The organism is Sphingomonas faeni (genome assembly GCF_040407505.1).
Classification (GTDB): domain Bacteria; phylum Pseudomonadota; class Alphaproteobacteria; order Sphingomonadales; family Sphingomonadaceae; genus Sphingomonas; species Sphingomonas faeni_E.
On the sequence record NZ_JAPZPQ010000002.1, the window covers coordinates 358,024 to 377,675 of the forward strand.

Consider the following 19,652-nt stretch of genomic DNA (forward strand, 5'->3'; position numbering starts at 1 on the left):
CCCGCGAGGCGAACGAATGCTCCTTAGCGTGCCGAGCTCGGCCCCGCGCCGCGGCTCGGACCACGGCCACCACCGCCGCCAGCCGGACGGCCACCGCCGCCCTGACCACCAGGACGACCACCGCCCTGGGGACGACCGCCGCCGCCGCCCTGACCGCCGCCACCCTGGCCACCACGGCTAGCACCCGCATAGTTGCGACCGGTCGTACCGGTCGCCCTAGGCGAATGCGTCGCGCGCGGACGTGCCGGATCGCGCGGACGGTCGATCCGGACCTCGGGGTCGGCACCCATCGTCTTCACGCGCGTCTGCTTGATCTGGTTCGACAGGTTGACGAAATCGTCCGGCAGCGACCGGACCTGGACCTTCTGGCGGGTGATCCGCTCGATGTCGCGCAGGTACGCCTTCTCGTCATCCGCGCAGAACGCGACGGCGATGCCGCTGGCGCCCGCACGCGCGGTACGGCCGATGCGGTGGACATACTGCTCGGCGACGTTCGGCAGTTCGAAGTTGATGACGTGGCTGACGCCCGAGACGTCGATGCCGCGTGCGGCGATGTCGGTCGCAATCAGGACCTTGACCTTGCCCTGCTTGAACTCGCCGAGTGCCCGCTCGCGCTGGCCCTGGCTCTTGTTGCCGTGGATCGCGTTCGACGCGATGCCGTTGCCGGCGAGCAGCTTCACGACGCGGTCGGCGCCATGCTTGGTGCGCGTGAAGACGAGCGCACGGTCGATCGCAGGATCGGCCAGCGTGATCGTCAGCAGCGCCTGCTTCTCCGACTGGTTGCAGAAGGTGACATACTGGTCGACGCGCTCGGCGGTCGTCGCGGCCGGCTTCACCGAAACGGTCTTCGGGTCGAGCAGGAACTGCGAGGCGAGCTCACGGATCGCAACCGGCATCGTCGCCGAGAAGAACAAAGTCTGGCGCTTCTTCGGCAGCATGCGGACGATCTTCTTCAGCGCGTGGATGAAGCCGAGGTCCATCATCTGGTCGGCTTCGTCGAGCACGAGGATCTCGATCATCGACAGGTTGCAGAAGCCCTGCTCGATCAGGTCGATCAGGCGGCCCGGCGTGGCGACGAGGATGTCGACGCCGCGGCTCAGGTCCTGGCGGTTCTTGTTGATGCTGGTGCCGCCGAACACGGTCGTCACCGACATCTTGCTGAACTGGCCGTAGGCGCGGGCGCTGTCGGCGATCTGGCTGGCGAGTTCGCGCGTCGGCGCGAGCACCAGCATGCGGCAATGCGTCGGCAGGACGCGCTTCTGGGTTTCGGTCAGGCGCTGGATCGACGGCAGCACGAACGCCGCGGTCTTGCCGGTGCCGGTCTGCGCGATGCCGAGCAGATCGCCACCTTCGAGCAGGATCGGGATCGACTGGGCCTGGATCGGCGTCGGCTCGGTATAGCCCTTGGCTTCGAGCGCACGGACGAGCGGCTCGGCGAGGCCGAGGTTTGCAAATGACATGAATAGTCTCTCAAATAGATGCCGGGCTCGCGAATCCACACAAGGACGCGCGAGGGGCGGTGGTGTTTTGACACCCCGCGTGAAAAGGGAAGCCCGTTGGAAACGACCGAGGCGGAGCTAAGACCGGCTAGGGTCCAATCACGCTGCATTACGCCTCGATAGCGGCCATCTGGCGTATCACGGTCGAAAAGTCAACCTTCGGCCCCTTTTTGCACCCAGGGCGGGGTCAGCGGCGGATCTGACCCAGGTGCAGATAGCGCTCGTTGAACTCGGCGGCATCGCGCAGGCGGGGCCAGTCGATCACGCTCACCTGGCGCTTCTTGCGCGCGATCAGGCCGTCGGTCTCGAGCGATTTCAGCACGCGATTGACGTGTACGGGGGTGAGCCCAAGCGCATCGCCCAACTGCTCCTGCGTCATCGGCAACTCATACGCCATCGCATCGGCGAGCGTCGATTTCTGGAACCGCACCGAAAATTCACACAGCAGATGCGCCAGCCGGCTCCGCGCATTGCGCCGCCCAACATTCAGCAGCCACTCGCGGTGAATCGACGACTCGACCAGCGCGTCGATCCACAAGGCCTGGCCCGCCGCCGGGCACGCCTCGATGAAGAGCCGCAGCGCCGCGATCGGTACTTCCGCTAGTGTCAGGCGGGTCAGCGCCTGGATGTCATGATCGGATTCATCGAGGAACAGGTTCTGCAGATCGACGAACTCGCCCGGCATCAGGATCGACACGATCTCACGCTCGCCGTTCGGCGTCAGCTTCTGCCGATAGGCCAGGCCCTCGAGAATGAAAGCGCAGCGCGTCGGACGCTGGCCTTCGCGCAGCATATAGGTCGACGCATCGATCGTCCGGACCTTGAACGGCAACGCGGCGATCTGCGCACGATCGTCCGCACCCATCGCCATCCGCGATTCGAACTTCCGTAACACCTTCTCAGTCACGGTGGAGATATCCACGTGCACTCTCCGCATCCAGTGCAGGAGCACTCGTTTCTCGCTGTCACCCTCTCTGGAATAGCGCGTTGCAACAATACGCACCTTATCCCAGGATTGACCGAGCCGACAAAACCCATGTTATGACATTTATGCGCCCGATTGCCGGGACCGTGGCGAAAAACGAGGCCAGCCGTTCGGCTAGCTCGTTTCGTCGATCGTCACCGTGACCGTGAGCAGAACGCTACCCGCCTCGTTCCGTACAGCGACGCTGAACCGAGCGCCGTCGCGTGCGATTGCCGGATGATCGCTGAGATAATCGCCTGCGAAGATTACCGCCTGGACGCGTGCTTCCTCGTCGTCCGCCAGATTTGTGCCGTCGTCGTCGTTCACGTGTTTATGGTTGTCGATATCGAAGAAGTATCTGGGCATGCTCACCTTCCTCGACCGTTACGTAAGTTCGAACCTATCAGGTCGACATTGGCTCCGCTCTTACCAAAATCAGGTTTGCTGCACGCTGCATGCTCGACTTGAACTCCGTCACGGGCGTAGGATGCCTACAAACATATAGAGGATCCGCCCCATGAAACTGGCCAGCCTGAAGCATCCCGACACCACCCGTGGACGAGACGGCAAGCTTGTGGTCGTCTCCAACGACCTCGCCTGGTATGCCGATGCGAGCCACATCGCGCCGACGCTGCAGGCCGCGCTCGACGACTGGGACCGGCTTTCGATCGACCTCAAGAATTTGTCGACCGATCTCGAGCACGAGATGATCCCGATGCGCCGCTTCCACGAGCATGATGCCGAGTCGCCGCTGCCACGGGCGTATCAATGGGCGGATGGCTCAGCATACGTGAATCATGTTGCGCTCGTACGACAGGCGCGAGCCGCGGAAATGCCCGACAGCTTCTGGCACGATCCGCTGATGTACCAGGGCGGCTCGGACGGGTTCCTGGGCCCGCGCGATCCGATCCCGCTCGCCGACGAGTCTTGGGGCTGCGACATGGAGGGCGAGGTCGTCGTCGTCACCGGCGACGTGCCGCTCGGCGCGAGTCGCGACGAGGCGCTGGCGGCGATCCTGCTGGTCGGGCTGACTAACGATGTCTCGCTGCGCAACCTGATTCCCGGCGAACTCGGCAAGGGCTTCGGCTTCTTCCAGTCGAAGCCGGCCAGCGCGTTTTCACCGGTCTTCGTCACCCCCGACTCGCTTGGCGACTGGTGGAAGGACGGCAAGCTGCACCGCAAGCTGATGGTCGACCTCAACGGCCAGCCGCTCGGTCGCGCCGAGGCGGGCGAGGACATGACGTTCGATTTCGGCACGCTCGTCGCCCACGCCGCCAAGACCCGGAAGCTCGGCGCGGGGACGATCGTCGGCTCCGGCACAGTCTCGAACCGCGGCCCCGATGGTGGCCCCGGCAAGTCGGTTGCCGAGGGCGGCGTCGGCTATTCCTGTCTCGCCGAAGTGCGGACGATCGAGACGATCCAGGGCGGCAAGCCCGTCACGCCGTTCCTCAAGCAGGGCGACGTCGTCCGCATCTGGGCGGAAGACGACAAGCGCCATCCGATCTTCGGCGTGATCGAACAGACCGTCGGCGGCTGATTTTCTGCCGAGGGGGAGAAAAATCCGCGCGGCACATCGTGAATGCGCAACTCCCCCTCGCAATCTGCGTTGAAATTTAATAACAAGCCTCGGTAAGAGTGTTCCGCGGTCACAGCGGCCTCATGGAGATGGAATGACGATGGCAAGCGAGCATCCGCGCGCCAATTTGCAGCCACTTACGCTGCATATCCCCGAGCCGAAGTTCCGCCCCGGCGACGCGGTGGACTTCGCCGAAGTCGACGTGCCGCCCGCCGGCAAGGCACGACGCCCCGACACCGCGGACAAGGCGTCCGACTTCATCGATCTCGCCTACACATTGGTCCGCGTGCTCGACGACGACGGCAACGCGGTCGGCCCTTGGGATCCCAAGCTCTCGCCCGAGGTGATGCGCCGCATGTTGCGCAGCATGGCGCTGCTCCGCGCGTTCGACGAGCGCATGTTCCGCGCACAGCGCCAGGGCAAGACCAGCTTCTACATGAAGGCGCTCGGCGAGGAAGCGGTCGCGGTCGCCGCGGCCTACGCGCTCGATTACGAGGACATGTGCTTCCCCTCGTACCGCCAGCAGGGGCTGTTGATCGCCCGGGGCTGGAGCCTCGTCGACATGATGAACCAGATCTATTCGAACACCGCGGACCGGCTCGGCGGCAAGCAGCTGCCGATCATGTATTCGGTCAAGGAAGCCGGGTTCTTCTCGATTTCGGGCAACCTCACGACGCAGTATCCCCAGGCAGTCGGCTGGGCGATGGCGTCCGCCGCCAAGGGCGACACGCGGATCGCCGCGACCTGGTGCGGCGAGGGCTCGACCGCCGAGGGCGACTTCCACTCCGCCTGCACCTTCGCCGCGGTCTACCGCGCGCCGGTGATCTTCAACGTCGTCAACAACCAGTGGGCGATCTCCAGCTTCTCCGGGTTCGCCGGTGCCGAGGCGACGACGTTTGCAGCGCGCGCGGTCGGCTACGGCATCGCCGGGCTCCGGGTGGACGGCAATGACGCGCTGGCGGTCTACGCCGCGACCGAATGGGCCGCCGAGAGGGCACGCACCAACCAGGGCCCGACGCTGATCGAGCACTTTACCTACCGCGCGGAAGGCCATTCGACCTCCGACGATCCCGGCCAGTACCGCAGCGAAGGCGAACCCAACGCCTGGCCGCTCGGCGACCCGATCAAGCGCCTCAAGGATCACCTCATCGCGATCGGCGAATGGGACGAGGAGCGCCACGCAGCACAGGACAAGGAACTCGCCGAGCAGGTCAAGGCCGCGCAGAAGGAAGCCGAGAAGAACGGCATCCTCGGCCACGGCCTCCACCAGCCGCTCGAATCGCTGTTCGACGGCGTGTTCGAGGAACTGCCGTGGCATCTGAAGGAGCAGCGTCAGCAGATGCTCGACGAGGAAACGGCCAGCGGCCGTCCATGGGATCGCAAGGCATGAGCGACATGATCGAGGCACCCGAGTCCGGAGCAGCGGACGCCGAGCCCACCACCCGCATGAACATGATCCAGGCGATCAACTCCGCCATGGACATCATGATGGAGCGCGACCCCGACGTGATCGTCATGGGCGAGGACGTCGGCTATTTCGGCGGCGTCTTCCGCGCGACCGCCGGACTCCAGGCCAAGCACGGCAAGACCCGCGTGTTCGACACCCCGATCACCGAATGCGGCATCATCGGCGTCGCGGTCGGCATGGGCGCGTACGGCTTGCGCCCTGTCCCCGAGATCCAGTTCGCGGATTACATCTACCCCGCGCTCGACCAGCTCGTCTCCGAAGCCGCACGCCTGCGCTATCGCTCCGCCGGCGAGTTCACCTCGCCGATCACGGTGCGCTCGCCGTTCGGCGGCGGCATCTTCGGTGGCCAGACGCACAGCCAGTCGCCGGAAGGGCTCTTCACCCACATGTCAGGCATCAAGACGGTTATCCCGTCGACGCCCTATGACGCCAAGGGCCTGCTGATCGCCGCGATCGAGGACAATGACCCGACGCTCTTCTTCGAGCCCAAGCGCATCTATAACGGCCCGTTCGACGGCTATTGGGATCGCCCATCGCAGAACTGGTCGAAGCATCCCGCGGGCGAAGTCCCGACCGGCTACTACAAGATCGAGCTCGGCAAGGCGAAGATCGTCCGCGCGGGCGAGGCGCTCACCATCCTCGCCTACGGCACGATGGTTCATGTCTGCGCAGCCGTGGTCGCCGAGGCCGGGATCGACGCCGAGATCGTCGACCTCCGCACGCTCGTGCCGCTCGACATCGAGACGATCGAGGCGTCGGTAAAGAAGACCGGCCGCTGCATGATCGTCCACGAGGCGACGCGCACCAGCGGCTTCGGCGCGGAGCTGTCGGCGATCGTTCAGGAACGCTGTTTCTACCATCTCGAGGCGCCGATCGAGCGCGTGACCGGGTTCGACACGCCGTACCCGCACAGCCTCGAATGGGCCTATTTCCCGGGGCCGGTTCGCATCGGCGAAGCCCTGAAAAAGATCATGAAGGACGCATAATGGCCCGCTTCACCTTCAAGCTGCCGGACATCGGCGAAGGCATCTCCGAGGCCGAGATCGTCGCATGGCACGTCGCCATCGGCGACCGCGTCGAGGAGGATTCGCCGATCGCCGACATGATGACCGACAAGGCCACCGTCGAGATGGAATCGCCGGTGACGGGTGTCGTCGTAGAACTCGCGGGCGAAGTCGGCGACCAGGTGTCGATCGGCGCTGCGCTGGTGGTGATCGAAACGGATGCGGTGGATGCCGCGGACGAAGTCGTCGCCGCGCCGCTGACCTCGGCGCAGACCGAGACCGCGGAGCAATACGAAGCCGAGAATCCGGGCGTTGAAGAGGTGGTCGAGACACCTCCCTCTCCCCTCAGGGGAGAGGGTCGGGGTGAGGGGCAGCCCCAGGTGGAAACGCCGGCAACTGCCCCAACCCCTCACCCCAGCCCTCTCCCCAACGGGGAGAGGGAGCAGAAGGCGCACGCCGTTCCTGCGGCTGAGGCGGAGCAAAAGCCCCACGCGCTCGCATCCCCAGCAGTCCGCGCCCGCGCCCGTGACCTCGGCATCGACCTCGCGTCGGTAAAGACCGACTCCGACCGAGTCCGCCACGCCGACCTCGACGCCTACCTCCGCTACGGCTCGGGCGAAGGCTACCACCCCCCGCACGCGTCGCGCGCCCGCGAAGACCAGCCCATCAAGGTCATCGGCATGCGTCGCCGCATCGCCGAGAACATGGCGGCATCGAAGCGCGCGATCCCGCACTTCACTTATGTCGACGAGATCGACGTCACCGCTCTCGAAGCGATGCGCGCCGACCTCAACGCCAACCGCGGCGGCCGCCCCAAGCTCACGATGCTCCCGCTGATGATCGTTGCTATCTGCAAGACGATTCCCGACTTCCCGATGCTCAACGCGCGCTACGACGACGAAGCGGGCGTGGTCACGCGCCACGGCGCCATCCACCTCGGCATGGCCGCGCAGACCGACGCCGGGCTCACCGTCCCCGTGATCCGCGACGCACAGGACCGCAACGTCTGGCAGCTCGCGACCGAGATCACCCGCCTCGCCGAAGCCGCCCGCGCCGGCAAGCTCGCGCCCAACGAGATGGGCGGCGGCACGATCACGGTAACCTCGCTCGGGCCGCTCGGCGGCATCGCCACGACCCCGGTCATCAACCGCCCCGAGGTCGCGATCATTGGCCCCAACAAGATCGTCGAACGCCCGATCTTCAAGGGTGACGAGGTCGTCCGCGCCAAGCTGATGAACCTGTCGATTAGCTGCGACCACCGCGTCGTCGACGGCTGGGATGCGGCAAGCTTCGTCCAGGGTCTCAAGAAGTACCTCGAAACCCCCGTCCTGCTCTTCGCAGACTGACGCGCGTGAAGGGCATGCACCGCGGAGACCTGACGATCGAGGGTAAGTTCGAGGGTATGCTCGACGGCACCGCGATCGTCCCGGCCGGCGCCACCGCCGAGATCGCCGGGATGATCGACGGTACGCTGATCGTCGAACCCGGCGCGACGGTGCTCGTCAGCGGCATGGTCGACGGCGAGATCGTCGATCGCGGCGGGCAGATCACCGTGACCGGGATGGTCAGCCGCTAACCGCCGGGTGCCCTACCAAGTGAAGTGCCAAAACAATCCTCCCCCGCCAGGGGGAGGTGGCAGGCAAAGCCTGACGGAGGGGGCGGCAAGCGGAACCGGTGTTTACATCCTAGACCCACCTCACCCGCGAGCCTTCTGCAACGACCCCGCGATCCGCCGCGCAAGACTGCGTGGCGTAAACCGTATCCCCTCCGCCATCGCGAAGTTCAGCGCACCCGACACCTTCACCGCCCGGTTTGCGGCCAGCGCCGCCAACCCGTCGCGCACCACCGCCGCCGGATCGCTCGCCAATCGCTCGAACAGCGCGGTATCGCCAAGCCCCGCCACATCGGCGAACTCGGTCCGCGTCGGCCCGGGGCACAGCGCCGCCACGCGCACGCCCTTGTCCTTCACCTCCTCGTGCAGCGCTTCGGAAAAGCTCAGCACGAAAGCCTTGCTCGCGTAATAGACCGCCATCCACGGCCCCGGCTGGAACGACGCGACCGAGGCGAGGTTGAGGATCCCGCCCGATCCGCGCGCGATCATCTGCGGCAGCACGGAATGCGTCAGCGCCACCAGCGCACGGCAATTCAGGTCGATCATGCCGAGTTGCAGCGCGCCATCAAGCTCCGCGAAATCACCCCGCGCACCGAACCCGGCATTGTTGATCAGCACATCGATAGGCAATGCGGCGGCGGCGATGGCAGCAATGAGCGTGTCCGGACCAGCCTGATCCGCAAGATCGGCGGCGAAGACATGCACCGTGACGCCGTGCGCCGCCCGCAGTTCGGTCGCCAGCGCCTCGAGCCGATCGACCCGACGCGCCGTCAGGATCAGGGCATTGCCCTCAGCCGCAAGCGCCCGCGCAAAACCTTCGCCCAACCCCGCCGATGCGCCGGTGATCAGTGCCGTCGTCATAGCCCGCATCCCTATCCGAGAAGCCGAAAGCCTGCGCCCAGCTCAAGAGGTTGGCAATGGCCCGGACGCTCTCCCTCTCCCATCGGGGAGAGGGAAGGGGCCCGCGGCGTCTTCGCCGTGGGAAGGGTGAGGGCACGCACCGGTCGGCGCCGGCGTCACACGATCTCGAACAACCCCGCCGCGCCCATGCCCCCCGCGGTGCACATCGACACCACGACATAGCGCACCCCGCGCTTGCGTCCCTCGATCAGCGCGTGCCCGACCAGCCGTGACCCCGTCATCCCGAACGGGTGCCCGACCGCGATCGCGCCGCCGTTGACGTTGTACTTCTCCGGATCGATCCCGAGGAAATCGCGGCAATAGAGGCACTGCGACGCGAACGCCTCGTTCAGCTCCCACAACCCGATGTCACCAACCGACAACCCCGCCCGCTCGAGCAGTTTCGGGATCGCGAAGATCGGCCCGATTCCCATCTCCGCCGGGCTGCACCCCGCCGCCTGGAACCCGCGATAGATGCCGAGGATATCCTTGCCCTCGGCCTCCGCAGTCCGGCGGTCCATCAGCAGCTGCGCCGACGCACCGTCCGACAGCTGGCTGGCATTGCCCGCGGTCACGCTCGACCCTGGCCCCGAGAACTCGCCGCCCGGCCACACGGTCTTCAACCCACGCAAAGCCTCCAGCGTCGTGCCTGCGCGGATGCCCTCGTCCTGCGACAAGGTAACGCTCTCGATCCCGGCATGCGCGCCCTGCTTGTCGTACAGCGCCTTCTCCACCGTGATCGGCACGATCTCCTCGGCGAACGCCCCGCTCGCCAGCCCCGCGGCGGCACGCTGCTGGCTCATCGCGGCGTACGCGTCCTGCGCTTCACGGCTGATGCCGTATTTCTCCGCGACGATCTCGGCGGTCTCGATCATCGGGATATACGCCGCCGGCTCCTTCGCGACCACGCTCGCATTGACGAAGCGCGGCGCGTCCTTCGTCACGGTATAGCTGATCGACTCCATCCCGCCCGCCAGCGCGACATCCGCCTCGTCGCACATGATCGTCCGCGCCGCGAGCGCCACCGCGGTCAGCCCCGACCCGCATTTTCGGTCGAGCGTGAACGCCGGCACCGACTCCGGCAGCCCACCCGCAAAGATCGCCATCCGCCCGGCGTTGCCGCCCTGCGTACCCCATTGATTGCCGACCCCCCAGAACACCTCGTCGATCCGCGCCGGATCTACTCCTGCGCGCTCGACCACCGCGTTCATCACGTGCCCCGCCAGCACCGGCGCCTCGGTCGCATTGAACGCGCCGCGATACGCCTTGCCGATAGCGGTACGGGCGGTCGAGACGATGGCGGCTTCACGCATTCTGGAACCTTTCGAGGATCGGGTATGCAGATGATCTAGGCGGTGGCACGATCGTTTGAAAGTGCTTTGACGCTATCGCGAGCGCAGGCGGGCGGATATCGAGACGGCTTCGAGGAGAATGCAATGACCGATCAGGCTCGCACAAACGGCGTCGACGTCACCCGCAACGGGCATGTCGCGATCGTCACGTTCGCGCGACCGCCGCACAATTTCGCGGATCTGGCGCTGATCGAGGCGATCGGGGCTGCGTTCGCCGCCGCGGATGCCGACCGCGAGGTGCGCGCGATCGTGCTGCAATCCGAGGGCAAGGTGTTCTGTGCGGGGGCGGACCTCGTCAACGCCAATCCGGTCGCCGCGGAGCGGACCGAGGGCGAGCGCAACCCGTTCTACGTCGCCGCCGCCAAGCTGTTCGCGGTCGAGACGCCGGTCGTCGCCGCGATCCAGGGGGCCGCGGTCGGGGCAGGGCTCGGCCTCGCGCTCGTCGCCGATTTCCGCGTGGCCTCGCCCGACGCGAAGTTCGTCGCCAACTTCGTCCAGATCGGCTTCCACCCCGGCTTCGGGATCTCCGCGGTGCTGGAACGCGTGATCGGTCGCCAGCGCGCGCTGCTGATGAACCTGACAGGGCGGCGCATCCGCGCCGAGCAGGCGGAGTCCTGGGGGCTGGCGGACGCGGTGGTACCTGCGGACCAGTTGCGCGCTGAAGCGCTGTCGCTCGCAAGGGAGATAGCGGCCGGAGCACCGCTGGCCGTGGGGTCTACACGCAAGACGATGCGCGGAGACTTGTTCGCGCTGGTCCAATCACAGACCGATCACGAACTCGCCGAACAGGCCTGGTTGCAGAAGACCAACGACTTCGCCGAAGGTGTCCGCGCCGTTAGCGAACGCCGTCCGGGCAATTTCACCGCCACCTGATTGTTCCCCCGCGAAGGCGGGGGCCCAGTCTGGGCTACCGCCTTCGCGGGGGAACAATCTTTAGGCGCGGCCGCCCCTTACTTCATCAAGACAAGCTCTTCCGCCATCGTCGGATGCAGCGCGACCGTCGCGTCGAAATCGGCCTTGGTCAGCCCGGCCTTCACCGCCACAGCAGCCGATTGCAGGATCTCCGGACAGTCCGGCCCGATCATGTGGATGCCGACGACCCGGTCGGTCTCGCCATCGCAGATCATCTTGTACAGCGAGCGCTCGTTGCGGCCCGCCAGCACGTTCTTCATCGGCCGGAAGTCGCTCGAATACACCCTAACCGATCCGAGTGCTTCGCGCGCCTGCGACTCGGTCATGCCAACACCAGCCATCGGCGGATGGCTGAACACTGCGGCGGGCACGTTGGCATAATCGACTCGCGTCGGCTTGTTGCCATAGAAGGTATCGGCAAACGCCTGCCCCTCGCGGATCGCGACCGGGGTCAACTGAATGCGATTGGTGACGTCGCCGACCGCGAAGATCGAGTCGGAGCTCGACTTGTTGTCTTCGTCGACGATCACCGCACCGGCGGCGTCCATCTCGACGCCCGCCGTTTCGAGCCCGAGGCCCTTGGTGTTCGGCAGGCGCCCGGTAGCGAACATCACAAGGTCGACGGTAATCGGCTCATGCCCGCTCATGCGAACGGTGAGACACCCATCCGAATCCTTCTCGATGCTCTCGAACGCAGCGTTGAAGCGGAAATCGATGCCCTTGCTCATCGAGATCTGGAGCAGCCGGTCGCGGATCGATTCGTCATAGCCGCGCAGGATGACGTCGGTGCGGTTCACGAGCGTCACATGCGATCCGAACTGGTGGAAGATCCCGGCGAATTCGTTGGCGATATACCCCGCGCCGGCGATCAGCACGCGCTTCGGCACGTCGTCGAGGTGGAACACCTCGTTCGAGGTGATGCCGTGTTCGGCGCCGGGGAACTCCGGGGTCAAGGGATGCGCACCGACCGCGATCAGGATCTTCGCGGCGGTCTTCGTGGTGCCGTCGGCCAGCGTAACCTCGTTGGGCCCAGAGACGACCGCACGCTGGTGGATGATGTCGACATGGTTGTTCTGCAGCGTGGTCGTATAGGCGCCGTTGATCCGGTCGACCTCTTCCATGACGTTGTCGCGCAACGTCGGCCAGCTGAACGCGCAGTTGTCGGGCACCTGCCACCCAAACCGCTTGGCGTCCTTCAGATCCTCGGCGAAATGCGCGCCGTAGATCAGCAGCTTCTTCGGCACGCAGCCACGAATGACGCAGGTCCCGCCGACCCGGTATTCTTCGGCGACGGCGACGCGCGCGCCATGCGCGGCGGCGACGCGCGATGCACGCGTCCCGCCCGAGCCTGCGCCGATGACGAACAGGTCATAGTCGAATTGGGTATCGGTCACGGATGTGGTGTCGGTCACGGGCAGTCCTCGTAGGTCGCATGCCGCGGGGCGGCTTTGCATGCCATCTGGGGCAGGGGGCGCGAGGCGGCAACCCCGGCGCGGCGATCACGCTGATCGGCTCAGCCTATCGCTGCCCCGCCTTGCGCATCGGCATCGCATCGATCGTCGCCTCCAGTGCGGCGGCCGGGAAGGGCTTGGCGCTACGCAGTTTCTCGCCGCCGTCCTTGCCGATGAGGATCGCGGTGAAGCTGGCAGGGAGATGGTATTTGCGGCGGAGCGCCGCGGCTGGGTCGCTTGCGCCGCGGACCGTGTCGCCGACAACTTCGACAATCGTGAGGTCGCGAGCGGCGGCGTTGGTCTTCCAAGTGGCCAGAATACGACGTTGCGCGGCGAGCGCGGGATCTTCAGCGGTCGAGGCAGAGACGATCAACACGCGCCGCTCCCACCTCATTTGCGCAATGGTGGGGGAGGCGGCGAGCGCGACGGAGAGGATTAGGGGCATTGGGAGATAACGCGGGAAGCGGGCTTGTGCTCCCCTCCACCACAACCACCCCGGCGAAGGCCGGGGCCCAATTGGAAAGGTGGCTATTTAATAAACCGCGGTTCGCCCAATTGGGCCCCGGCCTTCGCCGGGGTGGAGTAGCTGAGGGCAACTTCCGAATAAGGGGAGGGGGCCACCTCCCCCCAAACCTCACTCAAAAGCGCGCTTGATTAAATCATCCGTCGAAGGATCAAACGTCTGCCCGCCCTTCTCCGCGGCCTTCGCCATTTCCTTCCCCAGCTCGACCCCAAACTGGTCGAACGAATTGATCCCCAACAGCACCCCGTTTACGAACACCCGGTGCTCATAAAACGCGATCAGCGCGCCCAGCGTCCGCGCATCCAGATCGTCCAAAAGCAAAGTCGAAGACGGCCGATCGCCCGAATAGCTCCGCGCCGGATCCTCGACCTGCTTGCCCGCCATCAACGCAGCCCCCTGCGCGAACGCGTTGAGCAACAGCGCCCGGTGATGCTCCTCGGGCAACGTATCGCCCGGCTCGATCACCGCGATGAACTCGACCGGCACCAGATGCGTGCCCTGGTGGAGCAGCTGGAACACCGCATGCTGCGCCTCGGTGCCTACCCCGCCCCAGGTGATCGCCGCCGAAGGACGCCCGAGCGGCTGACCGTCGACCGTCACCGATTTACCGTTCGACTCCATCTCGAGTTGCTGCAGATAACTCGGCAGCAACCGCAACCGCTCGTCATACGCGAACGGCGCGCGCGTCTCGGCATGGCGGATCTGCGTGTAATACAGGTCGGCAAAAGCCGCGAGCGCCGGCGCGTTCTCGTGAAGCGCCGAAAGCCGGAAATGCCGATCCATCTCGGCCGCACCCTCGAGCAACTCCTCGAACCGGTCCCACCCCAGCGCGATCGCCGCCGGGAAACCGATCGTCGACCACAATGAATACCGCCCACCGACGCTCTCCGCGAACGGCAGGATACGCGTCTCGTCGACGCCCCACTCCATCGCTTTCTCAGGCGACGCGGTCAGCGCGATCACGCGGCCATACGGATCCTCGACATTATGTTCGGTCATCCACTGCAGCACGCTTTCGGCGTTCATCAGCGTCTCGGTCGTGGTGAACGTCTTCGACGCGACCACCAGCAACGTCGCCGCTGGATCGAACTTCGCGAACACGTCCTCCAGCGCAACGCCGTCGACATTCGCGACGATCGCCACGTCGTACCTTTTGTCGTCACGCCCCAGCGCATCGACCAGCAACTGCGGCCCCAGCGCCGACCCACCGATCCCGACATGCAGGATATGCCGCACCGGACCCAGCGCTTCCGCCTCGATCGCATCGATCAGCGTCCGCATCCGCTGGTGGCTGGCCTGCGCGATCGCGACGCTCTCGGGCTTGCCCTCGCCGCGCTCGGCAGTGTGCTCGACCGCGCGGCCCTCGGTGACGTTGACGACCTCGCCCGAGAACAGTGCCTGGCGCTTGCCCGACAGGTCCTGCGCCTTCGCCATCTCCTCGAACGCGGTGACCATGTCCGTCGTCAGGTGAGTCTTCGACCAGTCGAAGTGGATCCCCGCGACGTCGAGGCTTAGCTTCGAAAGGCGCTCCGAGTCCGCTGCGAACAGGTCGGTCAGCTTGGTGGCGGGCAGGGCTTCGATCTTGGACCAGTCGGCGGTCATGCTACTTCTCCGAATAGACGTGCGCGCCGGTCATGCTGCAAGCGCGAGACCTCGACAACGTTCTTTCGGTGACACGTATCCCGCGCACGCTTGACGATAGGCGCGGTCTGGGCAAACCCGCGCACATGGCAAATGACGTGAAGACGAAACCGCAGCGGTCCGAAACAAGCGAGACCTTCCGCTTTCTCCTGAAGCTCGCGGTGGTCGTGCTGATCCTGCGCAGCTTCATCTTCGCGCCGTTCAGCATCCCATCCGAGTCGATGCTGCCCCGGCTGCTGATCGGCGACTATCTCTTCGTGTCGAAGTGGAACTACGGCTATTCGCGCTGGTCGCTCCCCGCCGGCGTGCCGCTGATTCCCGGCCGCATCTTCGGCAGCACCCCGACCCGCGGCGACGTCGTCGTCTTTCGCGCGCCCGAGGTGCTCGACCACGACGTCATCAAGCGGGTCATCGGCCTGCCCGGCGAGACGATCCAGATGCGCCAGGGCACCGTCTACCTCAACGGCAAGGCGATCCCGAAGCTCCGCATCGCCGACTTCACGATCCCGCTGACCGAGAACTTCAACGCCGAGAAATGCGGCGCGCCGTACGTCGACGTCGTCGCGAACGTCCAAATCTGCCGTTACCCTCGCTTCAGAGAAACGCTTCCGGGCGGGCGTAGCTACGAAGTCCTCGACCAGGCCGAACTCCCCGATCGCGACGACACCGGGCTCTACACCATCCCCGCCGGCCACATCTTCGTGATGGGCGACAACCGCGACGACAGCGGCGACAGCCGATTCCCCGCCCCGCAGGGCATGGGCTACGTCCCGCTCGAGAACGTCGAGGGCAAGGCGGTCGTCAATTTCTTCTCGACCGACGGCGATGCCGAATGGCTGAAGCCCTGGACCTGGGTCAGTGCCGCGCGCTGGAGCCGTATCGGGGAAGGCTTTTGAGCGACCTCGCCGGCTGGCTGAAGACGCTCTTCGGCCGCGCACCGACCAACCTCGCCCCCTATGAGCGCGCGCTCACGCACGGCAGCCAGGCCGCGGCGAACTACGAGCGACTCGAGTTCCTAGGCGACCGCGTCCTCGGCCTGATCATCGCCGAGTGGCTCTACGAACTGTTCGCCACAGACCCCGAGGGCTCGCTGTCGAAACGCCTCAACGCACTCGTCACCGGCCCGGTCTGCGCGGACGTAGCCCGAGAACTCGGCGTCCGCGCGCATCTCAAACTCGGCAAGCAGGCCCGCGACGACGGCGCCAGCGACAGCGACAACGTGCTCGGCGACGTAATGGAAGCGCTGATCGGCGCCTGGTATCAGGAAGCCGGCCTAGACGCCGCGCGCAAATTCGTCCGCGGTGCCTGGGGGGATCGCGTCCAGGCCGGCGCAAAAGCCCCGCAACACCCCAAGTCGGCCCTCCAGGAATGGGCCGCCGCGCACAACCGCAAGCCCCCCGAGTACACCATCGTCGAACGCACCGGCCCCGGCCACGCCCCGAAATTCACGATGCTGGTGTCAGTCGGCAAACTCGCCGAAGCGACTGCGACGGGCTCCAGCAAACAGGAAGCCGAAACGGCCGCGGCCAAGGCACTGCTCGAGAAGCTCGGCTGAGAAGGTTGGTTCACGCGGAGACGCGGAGCCGCGGAGGTGGTGCGGTTGGGACTCCGGTCTTGCCCCGAACGCCTCCGAGATAATCGGCGGCGCATGATCGCACACGGCGCGAGCCCCATCCACGCCATCTCCGCGGCTCCGCGCCTCCGCGTGAACCAACTTCTCTTTCCTAAACTGTGAACCGCGCGACGACGGGCAGGGCCGCAGTTCGGCGGGAATGACGCGAGGGCGTTTTGTCTGTATGACCGCCCCCGAATATCCCGATGCCGAAAAGAGCTTTAGTGACCGAACCTACCACGCCTGAAATCTCCGCCCTCAAGCATTGCGGCCTAGTCGCCATCGTCGGCGCGCCGAATGCGGGCAAGTCGACGCTCGTCAACGCGCTCGTCGGCCAGAAGGTCGCGATCGTCAGCCCGAAGGCGCAGACGACGCGCGCCAAGCTGATGGGCGTCGCGATCGAGGGCGATACGCAGATCCTGCTCGTCGACACCCCCGGCATCTTCGAGCCCAAGCGCCGCTTCGACCGCGCGATGGTCGCCGCCGCCTGGGGTGGCGCGGAGGGCTCCGACATCATCGCGCTGGTGGTCGACGCGAAGGGCGGGATCGGCGGCAAGGTCACCACAATCGTCGAATCGCTGGTCGGCCGCACCGAGCCGATCTGGCTGATCCTCAACAAGGTCGATCTCGCCGACAAGACCAAGCTGTTGATCCACGCCGAGAAACTCAACGCGCTGCTCCCGTTCGCCGAGACGTTCTTCATCAGCGCCGGCACCGGCGACGGCCTCGCCCACTTCAAGACGCAGCTCGCCAAAGCGATGCCAGAAGGTCCGTGGCATTATCCCGAGGACCAGGTCTCCGACTCGACCGAACGCGCGCTGGCGTCCGAAGTCACGCGCGAGCAGCTCTACCTCCAGCTCCACGCCGAGCTGCCCTATGCGAGCACGATCGAGACCGAGCAGTATATCGAGCGTCAGGACGGCTCGCTGGAAATCCACCAGCAGATCCTGGTCGAGCGTCCCACCCAACGCGCGATCGTGCTCGGCAAGGGCGGCGTCCGCATCAAGGAGATCGGTGCCCGCTCCCGCATCGAACTCGCCTCGATCACCGGCAAGCCCGTCCACCTGTACCTGCACGTAAAGGTCAAACCCGGCTGGGATGAAGACCGCGAAGTCTACCGCGACATGGGCCTAGACTGGGTCGACTGACCCTCGTCCAAAAGACTGTTCCCCCGCGAAGGCGGGGGCCCAGACTGGACTCCCGCCTTCGCGGGAGAACAAATCTTCTGTCGACCACTAGGTGCGCCGAAGCCACCAACTCACAACCACCCCGGCGAAGGCCGGGGCCCAATTGGGGGACGTCCATAACGGCGGCCGGCGCATCGTTACTGCAACCTCTCCAATTGGACCCCGGCCTTCGCCGGGGGGGCGATGTGGCGTAGCGTCCGCTTAAGCGGGGGAGCAAGCCTAGGACAGAACCTCCTCAACCCACGCCGGCACCAACACCCCAGCCGCCCCAATCCGCGTCTGCTCGAAGAACACGCTCCCCATCGACGGATCAAGGTTCAGCTCCAGCGTCCGCGCCCCATGATACGCCGCGGTCTGCACGAACCCCGCCGCCGGATACACCGCCCCCGAAGTCCCGATCGAAACGAAAAGATCCGCCTTCGCCAGCGCCGCCTCGATCCGCTCCATCTGGTACGGCATCTCCCCAAAGAACACGATGTCCGGCCGCAACGCCGCCGCCCCGCACGCGCCGCAAACCGACCCCTCCGGCAACGCCCCCATCCAAGCCTCACGCGCGCCGCAAACGGCACACAAGGCCGACAACAACTCACCATGCATATGCAGCATCCGCGTCGCCCCCGCCCGCTCATGCAGGTCGTCGACATTCTGCGTGACGATCAGCAGTTCGCCCTCCCACGCCGCATCCAGCCGCGCCAGCGCGTGGTGTGCCGCGTTAGGCTCGACCGTCGCCAGAGCCGCGCGCCGCAGATCGTAGAACCGGTGCACCATTTCCGGATCCGCCGCGAGAGCCTCGGGCGTGCACACGTCTTCGACCCGGTGCCCTTCCCACAAGCCGCCCGGCCCGCGAAACGTCGCGATCCCGCTTTCCGCCGAGATGCCCGCGCCCGTCAGGACGACGATGTTTCTGATATCCTGCATCGGCACATTCTAGGCGGGGCAGCGACGCGCGGAAAGCCGAAGTAAGCCTGCCGCCGCCGAAATCGCCTTCCGGTCGCCCGCACGCCGTGTCCGTGTGATGCGACCGATTGTCCCTTCCGGCGTTGAGGTACATCGACCATATCATCATGGCCGTCTGCGAACCGATCGCCGGTGCCGTCTCGGCGCTACGCATTGATATTGTGAAGGATTTACTGCGATGTTGACGAAAAAGCTGATGCTGCTGGGCGGCGTGATCGCGGTCCTCGGCGGCTGTGGTCAGACGACTTCGACGGACTCGAACACCACGACCGCGAACATCGCCATGGGCAACACCAGCGCTGCGGCGAGCGCGACCCCGGCGGTCAACCGCGTCCGCGGCGTGATCACCGCGATCGGCACCGATGCGCTGACCGTCCAGACCTATGACGGTAAGTCGGCCACCGTGCCGCTCGACGCCAACACCAAGTTCGCCTGGGTGGTGAAGTCCGACCTGTCGACGCTCAAGGACGGCGACTTCATCGGCACGGCGACGACCGGTCCTGACGACGCGCTGCGCGCGGTCGAACTGGTCATCTTCCCCGAGGCGATGCGCGGCACCGGCGAGGGGCATTATCCCTGGGACGTCCCCGGCGCGGTCGCGGCTGCAGGCGGCGGCACGAACGGGTCCAGCGCAATGACCAACGGCACCGTCGACGGGCAGAGCGCGATGACCAACGGCATCGTCGATGGCCAGAGTGCGATGACCAACGGCACGGTCGCGCAGCAGAGCGGCATGACGAATGGCACGGTCACAGGTGACGCAGGCAAGCCCGGCGAGACCAAGCTGAGCATCTCGTACAAGGGCGGCAAGGCCCAGGTTGTTGTTCCCGTCGGCACGCCGATCGTCCGGTTCGAGCCGGCCGAGCGCACGGTCCTCGCCAAGGGCCAGAAGCTGTTCGCGATCGTTGCGACCGACTCCAAGGGCGCCAAGTCGGTCGCCGTTGGCAAGGACGGTCTGACACCGCCGATGTAATCGTACTAACATATTGAAATA

Annotated in this window: 19 protein-coding genes; 10 read left to right on the forward strand and 9 right to left on the reverse strand. The window is 65.8% G+C overall.

Translation table 11 applies throughout. From position 1 onward, the window contains the following. Window positions 1-23: 23 nt before the first annotated feature. The 3 genes from O6X71_RS08235 to O6X71_RS08245 all read right to left on the reverse strand — a co-directional run bounded on the left by O6X71_RS08235 (window position 24) and on the right by O6X71_RS08245 (window position 2,829). The gene (locus tag O6X71_RS08235) at window positions 24-1,460 is read right to left on the reverse strand and encodes a DEAD/DEAH box helicase (RefSeq protein ID WP_353465404.1); all 1,437 of its coding nucleotides are present in this window, start codon (window positions 1,458-1,460) and stop codon (window positions 24-26) included. Window positions 1,461-1,686: 226 nt separating this feature from the next. After that, complete coding sequence (locus tag O6X71_RS08240; RefSeq protein WP_235518982.1) at window positions 1,687-2,421, reverse strand: Crp/Fnr family transcriptional regulator; 735 nt, start codon at window positions 2,419-2,421, stop codon at window positions 1,687-1,689. 177 nt (window positions 2,422-2,598) lie between these two features. After that, entirely contained in the window at window positions 2,599-2,829 is a 231-nt protein-coding gene (locus O6X71_RS08245; RefSeq protein WP_120300568.1) for a DUF6894 family protein, read from the reverse strand. 151 nt (window positions 2,830-2,980) lie between these two features. Between O6X71_RS08245 and O6X71_RS08250 the strand changes: the two genes are divergently transcribed. The 5 genes from O6X71_RS08250 (at window position 2,981) to O6X71_RS08270 (ending at window position 8,087) form a co-directional block, all read left to right on the forward strand. After that, window positions 2,981-4,000, forward strand: a complete 1,020-nt coding sequence (locus O6X71_RS08250; protein WP_136188511.1) for a fumarylacetoacetate hydrolase family protein — start codon at window positions 2,981-2,983, stop codon at window positions 3,998-4,000. Between the two features lie 139 nt (window positions 4,001-4,139). Further along, window positions 4,140-5,429: a thiamine pyrophosphate-dependent enzyme gene (locus O6X71_RS08255; protein WP_353465870.1), complete on the forward strand. Its 1,290-nt coding sequence runs from the start codon at window positions 4,140-4,142 to the stop codon at window positions 5,427-5,429. A 56-nt stretch (window positions 5,430-5,485) separates the two neighbouring features. Continuing rightward, window positions 5,486-6,493, forward strand: a complete 1,008-nt coding sequence (locus tag O6X71_RS08260; RefSeq protein WP_056053047.1) for an alpha-ketoacid dehydrogenase subunit beta — start codon at window positions 5,486-5,488, stop codon at window positions 6,491-6,493. Beyond that, on the forward strand, window positions 6,493-7,857 hold the full coding sequence (locus O6X71_RS08265; RefSeq protein ID WP_353465405.1) for a dihydrolipoamide acetyltransferase family protein: 1,365 nt from the start codon (window positions 6,493-6,495) through the stop codon (window positions 7,855-7,857). The genes O6X71_RS08260 and O6X71_RS08265 overlap by 1 nt, the downstream gene beginning before the upstream one ends. 5 nt (window positions 7,858-7,862) lie before the next feature. Beyond that, window positions 7,863-8,087, forward strand: coding sequence for a hypothetical protein (locus O6X71_RS08270; RefSeq protein WP_192977177.1), 225 nt, complete (start codon window positions 7,863-7,865; stop codon window positions 8,085-8,087). Between the two features lie 120 nt (window positions 8,088-8,207). On the opposite strand, the gene O6X71_RS08275 is transcribed toward O6X71_RS08270, so the two are convergent. Further along, a complete protein-coding gene (locus O6X71_RS08275; protein WP_353465406.1) occupies window positions 8,208-8,984 on the reverse strand; it encodes an SDR family NAD(P)-dependent oxidoreductase in 777 nt (258 codons plus the stop codon). Window positions 8,985-9,139: 155 nt separating this feature from the next. Further along, window positions 9,140-10,336, reverse strand: coding sequence for a thiolase family protein (locus tag O6X71_RS08280; protein WP_353465407.1), 1,197 nt, complete (start codon window positions 10,334-10,336; stop codon window positions 9,140-9,142). Between the two features lie 123 nt (window positions 10,337-10,459). On the opposite strand from O6X71_RS08280, the gene O6X71_RS08285 reads away from it, so the two are divergent. Further along, complete coding sequence (locus O6X71_RS08285) at window positions 10,460-11,248, forward strand: enoyl-CoA hydratase/isomerase family protein (RefSeq protein WP_353465409.1); 789 nt, start codon at window positions 10,460-10,462, stop codon at window positions 11,246-11,248. 77 nt (window positions 11,249-11,325) lie between these two features. Here the strand turns inward: O6X71_RS08285 and gorA are convergent, their stop codons facing one another. From gorA to pgi, 3 genes are all read right to left on the reverse strand, one after another. Next, window positions 11,326-12,681, reverse strand: a complete 1,356-nt coding sequence (gene gorA / locus O6X71_RS08290; protein ID WP_353465410.1) for a glutathione-disulfide reductase — start codon at window positions 12,679-12,681, stop codon at window positions 11,326-11,328. A gap of 124 nt (window positions 12,682-12,805) precedes the next feature. Then, entirely contained in the window at window positions 12,806-13,183 is a 378-nt protein-coding gene (locus tag O6X71_RS08295) for a DUF4174 domain-containing protein (protein ID WP_353465411.1), read from the reverse strand. A 189-nt stretch (window positions 13,184-13,372) separates the two neighbouring features. Next, window positions 13,373-14,863 carry a glucose-6-phosphate isomerase gene (pgi, locus tag O6X71_RS08300; RefSeq protein ID WP_353465412.1) on the reverse strand — a complete coding sequence of 497 codons (1,491 nt, stop codon included), beginning with the start codon at window positions 14,861-14,863 and terminating at the stop codon, window positions 13,373-13,375. A 125-nt stretch (window positions 14,864-14,988) separates the two neighbouring features. On the opposite strand from pgi, the gene lepB reads away from it, so the two are divergent. The 3 genes from lepB (at window position 14,989) to era (ending at window position 17,662) form a co-directional block, all read left to right on the forward strand. Next, complete coding sequence (lepB, locus tag O6X71_RS08305; RefSeq protein WP_353465413.1) at window positions 14,989-15,798, forward strand: signal peptidase I; 810 nt, start codon at window positions 14,989-14,991, stop codon at window positions 15,796-15,798. Beyond that, window positions 15,795-16,457, forward strand: a complete 663-nt coding sequence (gene rnc / locus O6X71_RS08310; protein WP_056065532.1) for a ribonuclease III — start codon at window positions 15,795-15,797, stop codon at window positions 16,455-16,457. Before lepB ends, rnc begins: the two co-directional genes overlap by 4 nt. 263 nt (window positions 16,458-16,720) lie before the next feature. Next, window positions 16,721-17,662: a GTPase Era gene (era, locus tag O6X71_RS08315; protein WP_353465415.1), complete on the forward strand. Its 942-nt coding sequence runs from the start codon at window positions 16,721-16,723 to the stop codon at window positions 17,660-17,662. 258 nt (window positions 17,663-17,920) lie between these two features. Here the strand turns inward: era and O6X71_RS08320 are convergent, their stop codons facing one another. Then, the gene (locus tag O6X71_RS08320; protein ID WP_353465417.1) at window positions 17,921-18,619 is read right to left on the reverse strand and encodes an NAD-dependent deacylase; all 699 of its coding nucleotides are present in this window, start codon (window positions 18,617-18,619) and stop codon (window positions 17,921-17,923) included. Between the two features lie 217 nt (window positions 18,620-18,836). Between O6X71_RS08320 and O6X71_RS08325 the strand changes: the two genes are divergently transcribed. Beyond that, entirely contained in the window at window positions 18,837-19,631 is a 795-nt protein-coding gene (locus O6X71_RS08325; RefSeq protein WP_353465418.1) for a hypothetical protein, read from the forward strand. Window positions 19,632-19,652 lie beyond the last annotated feature (21 nt).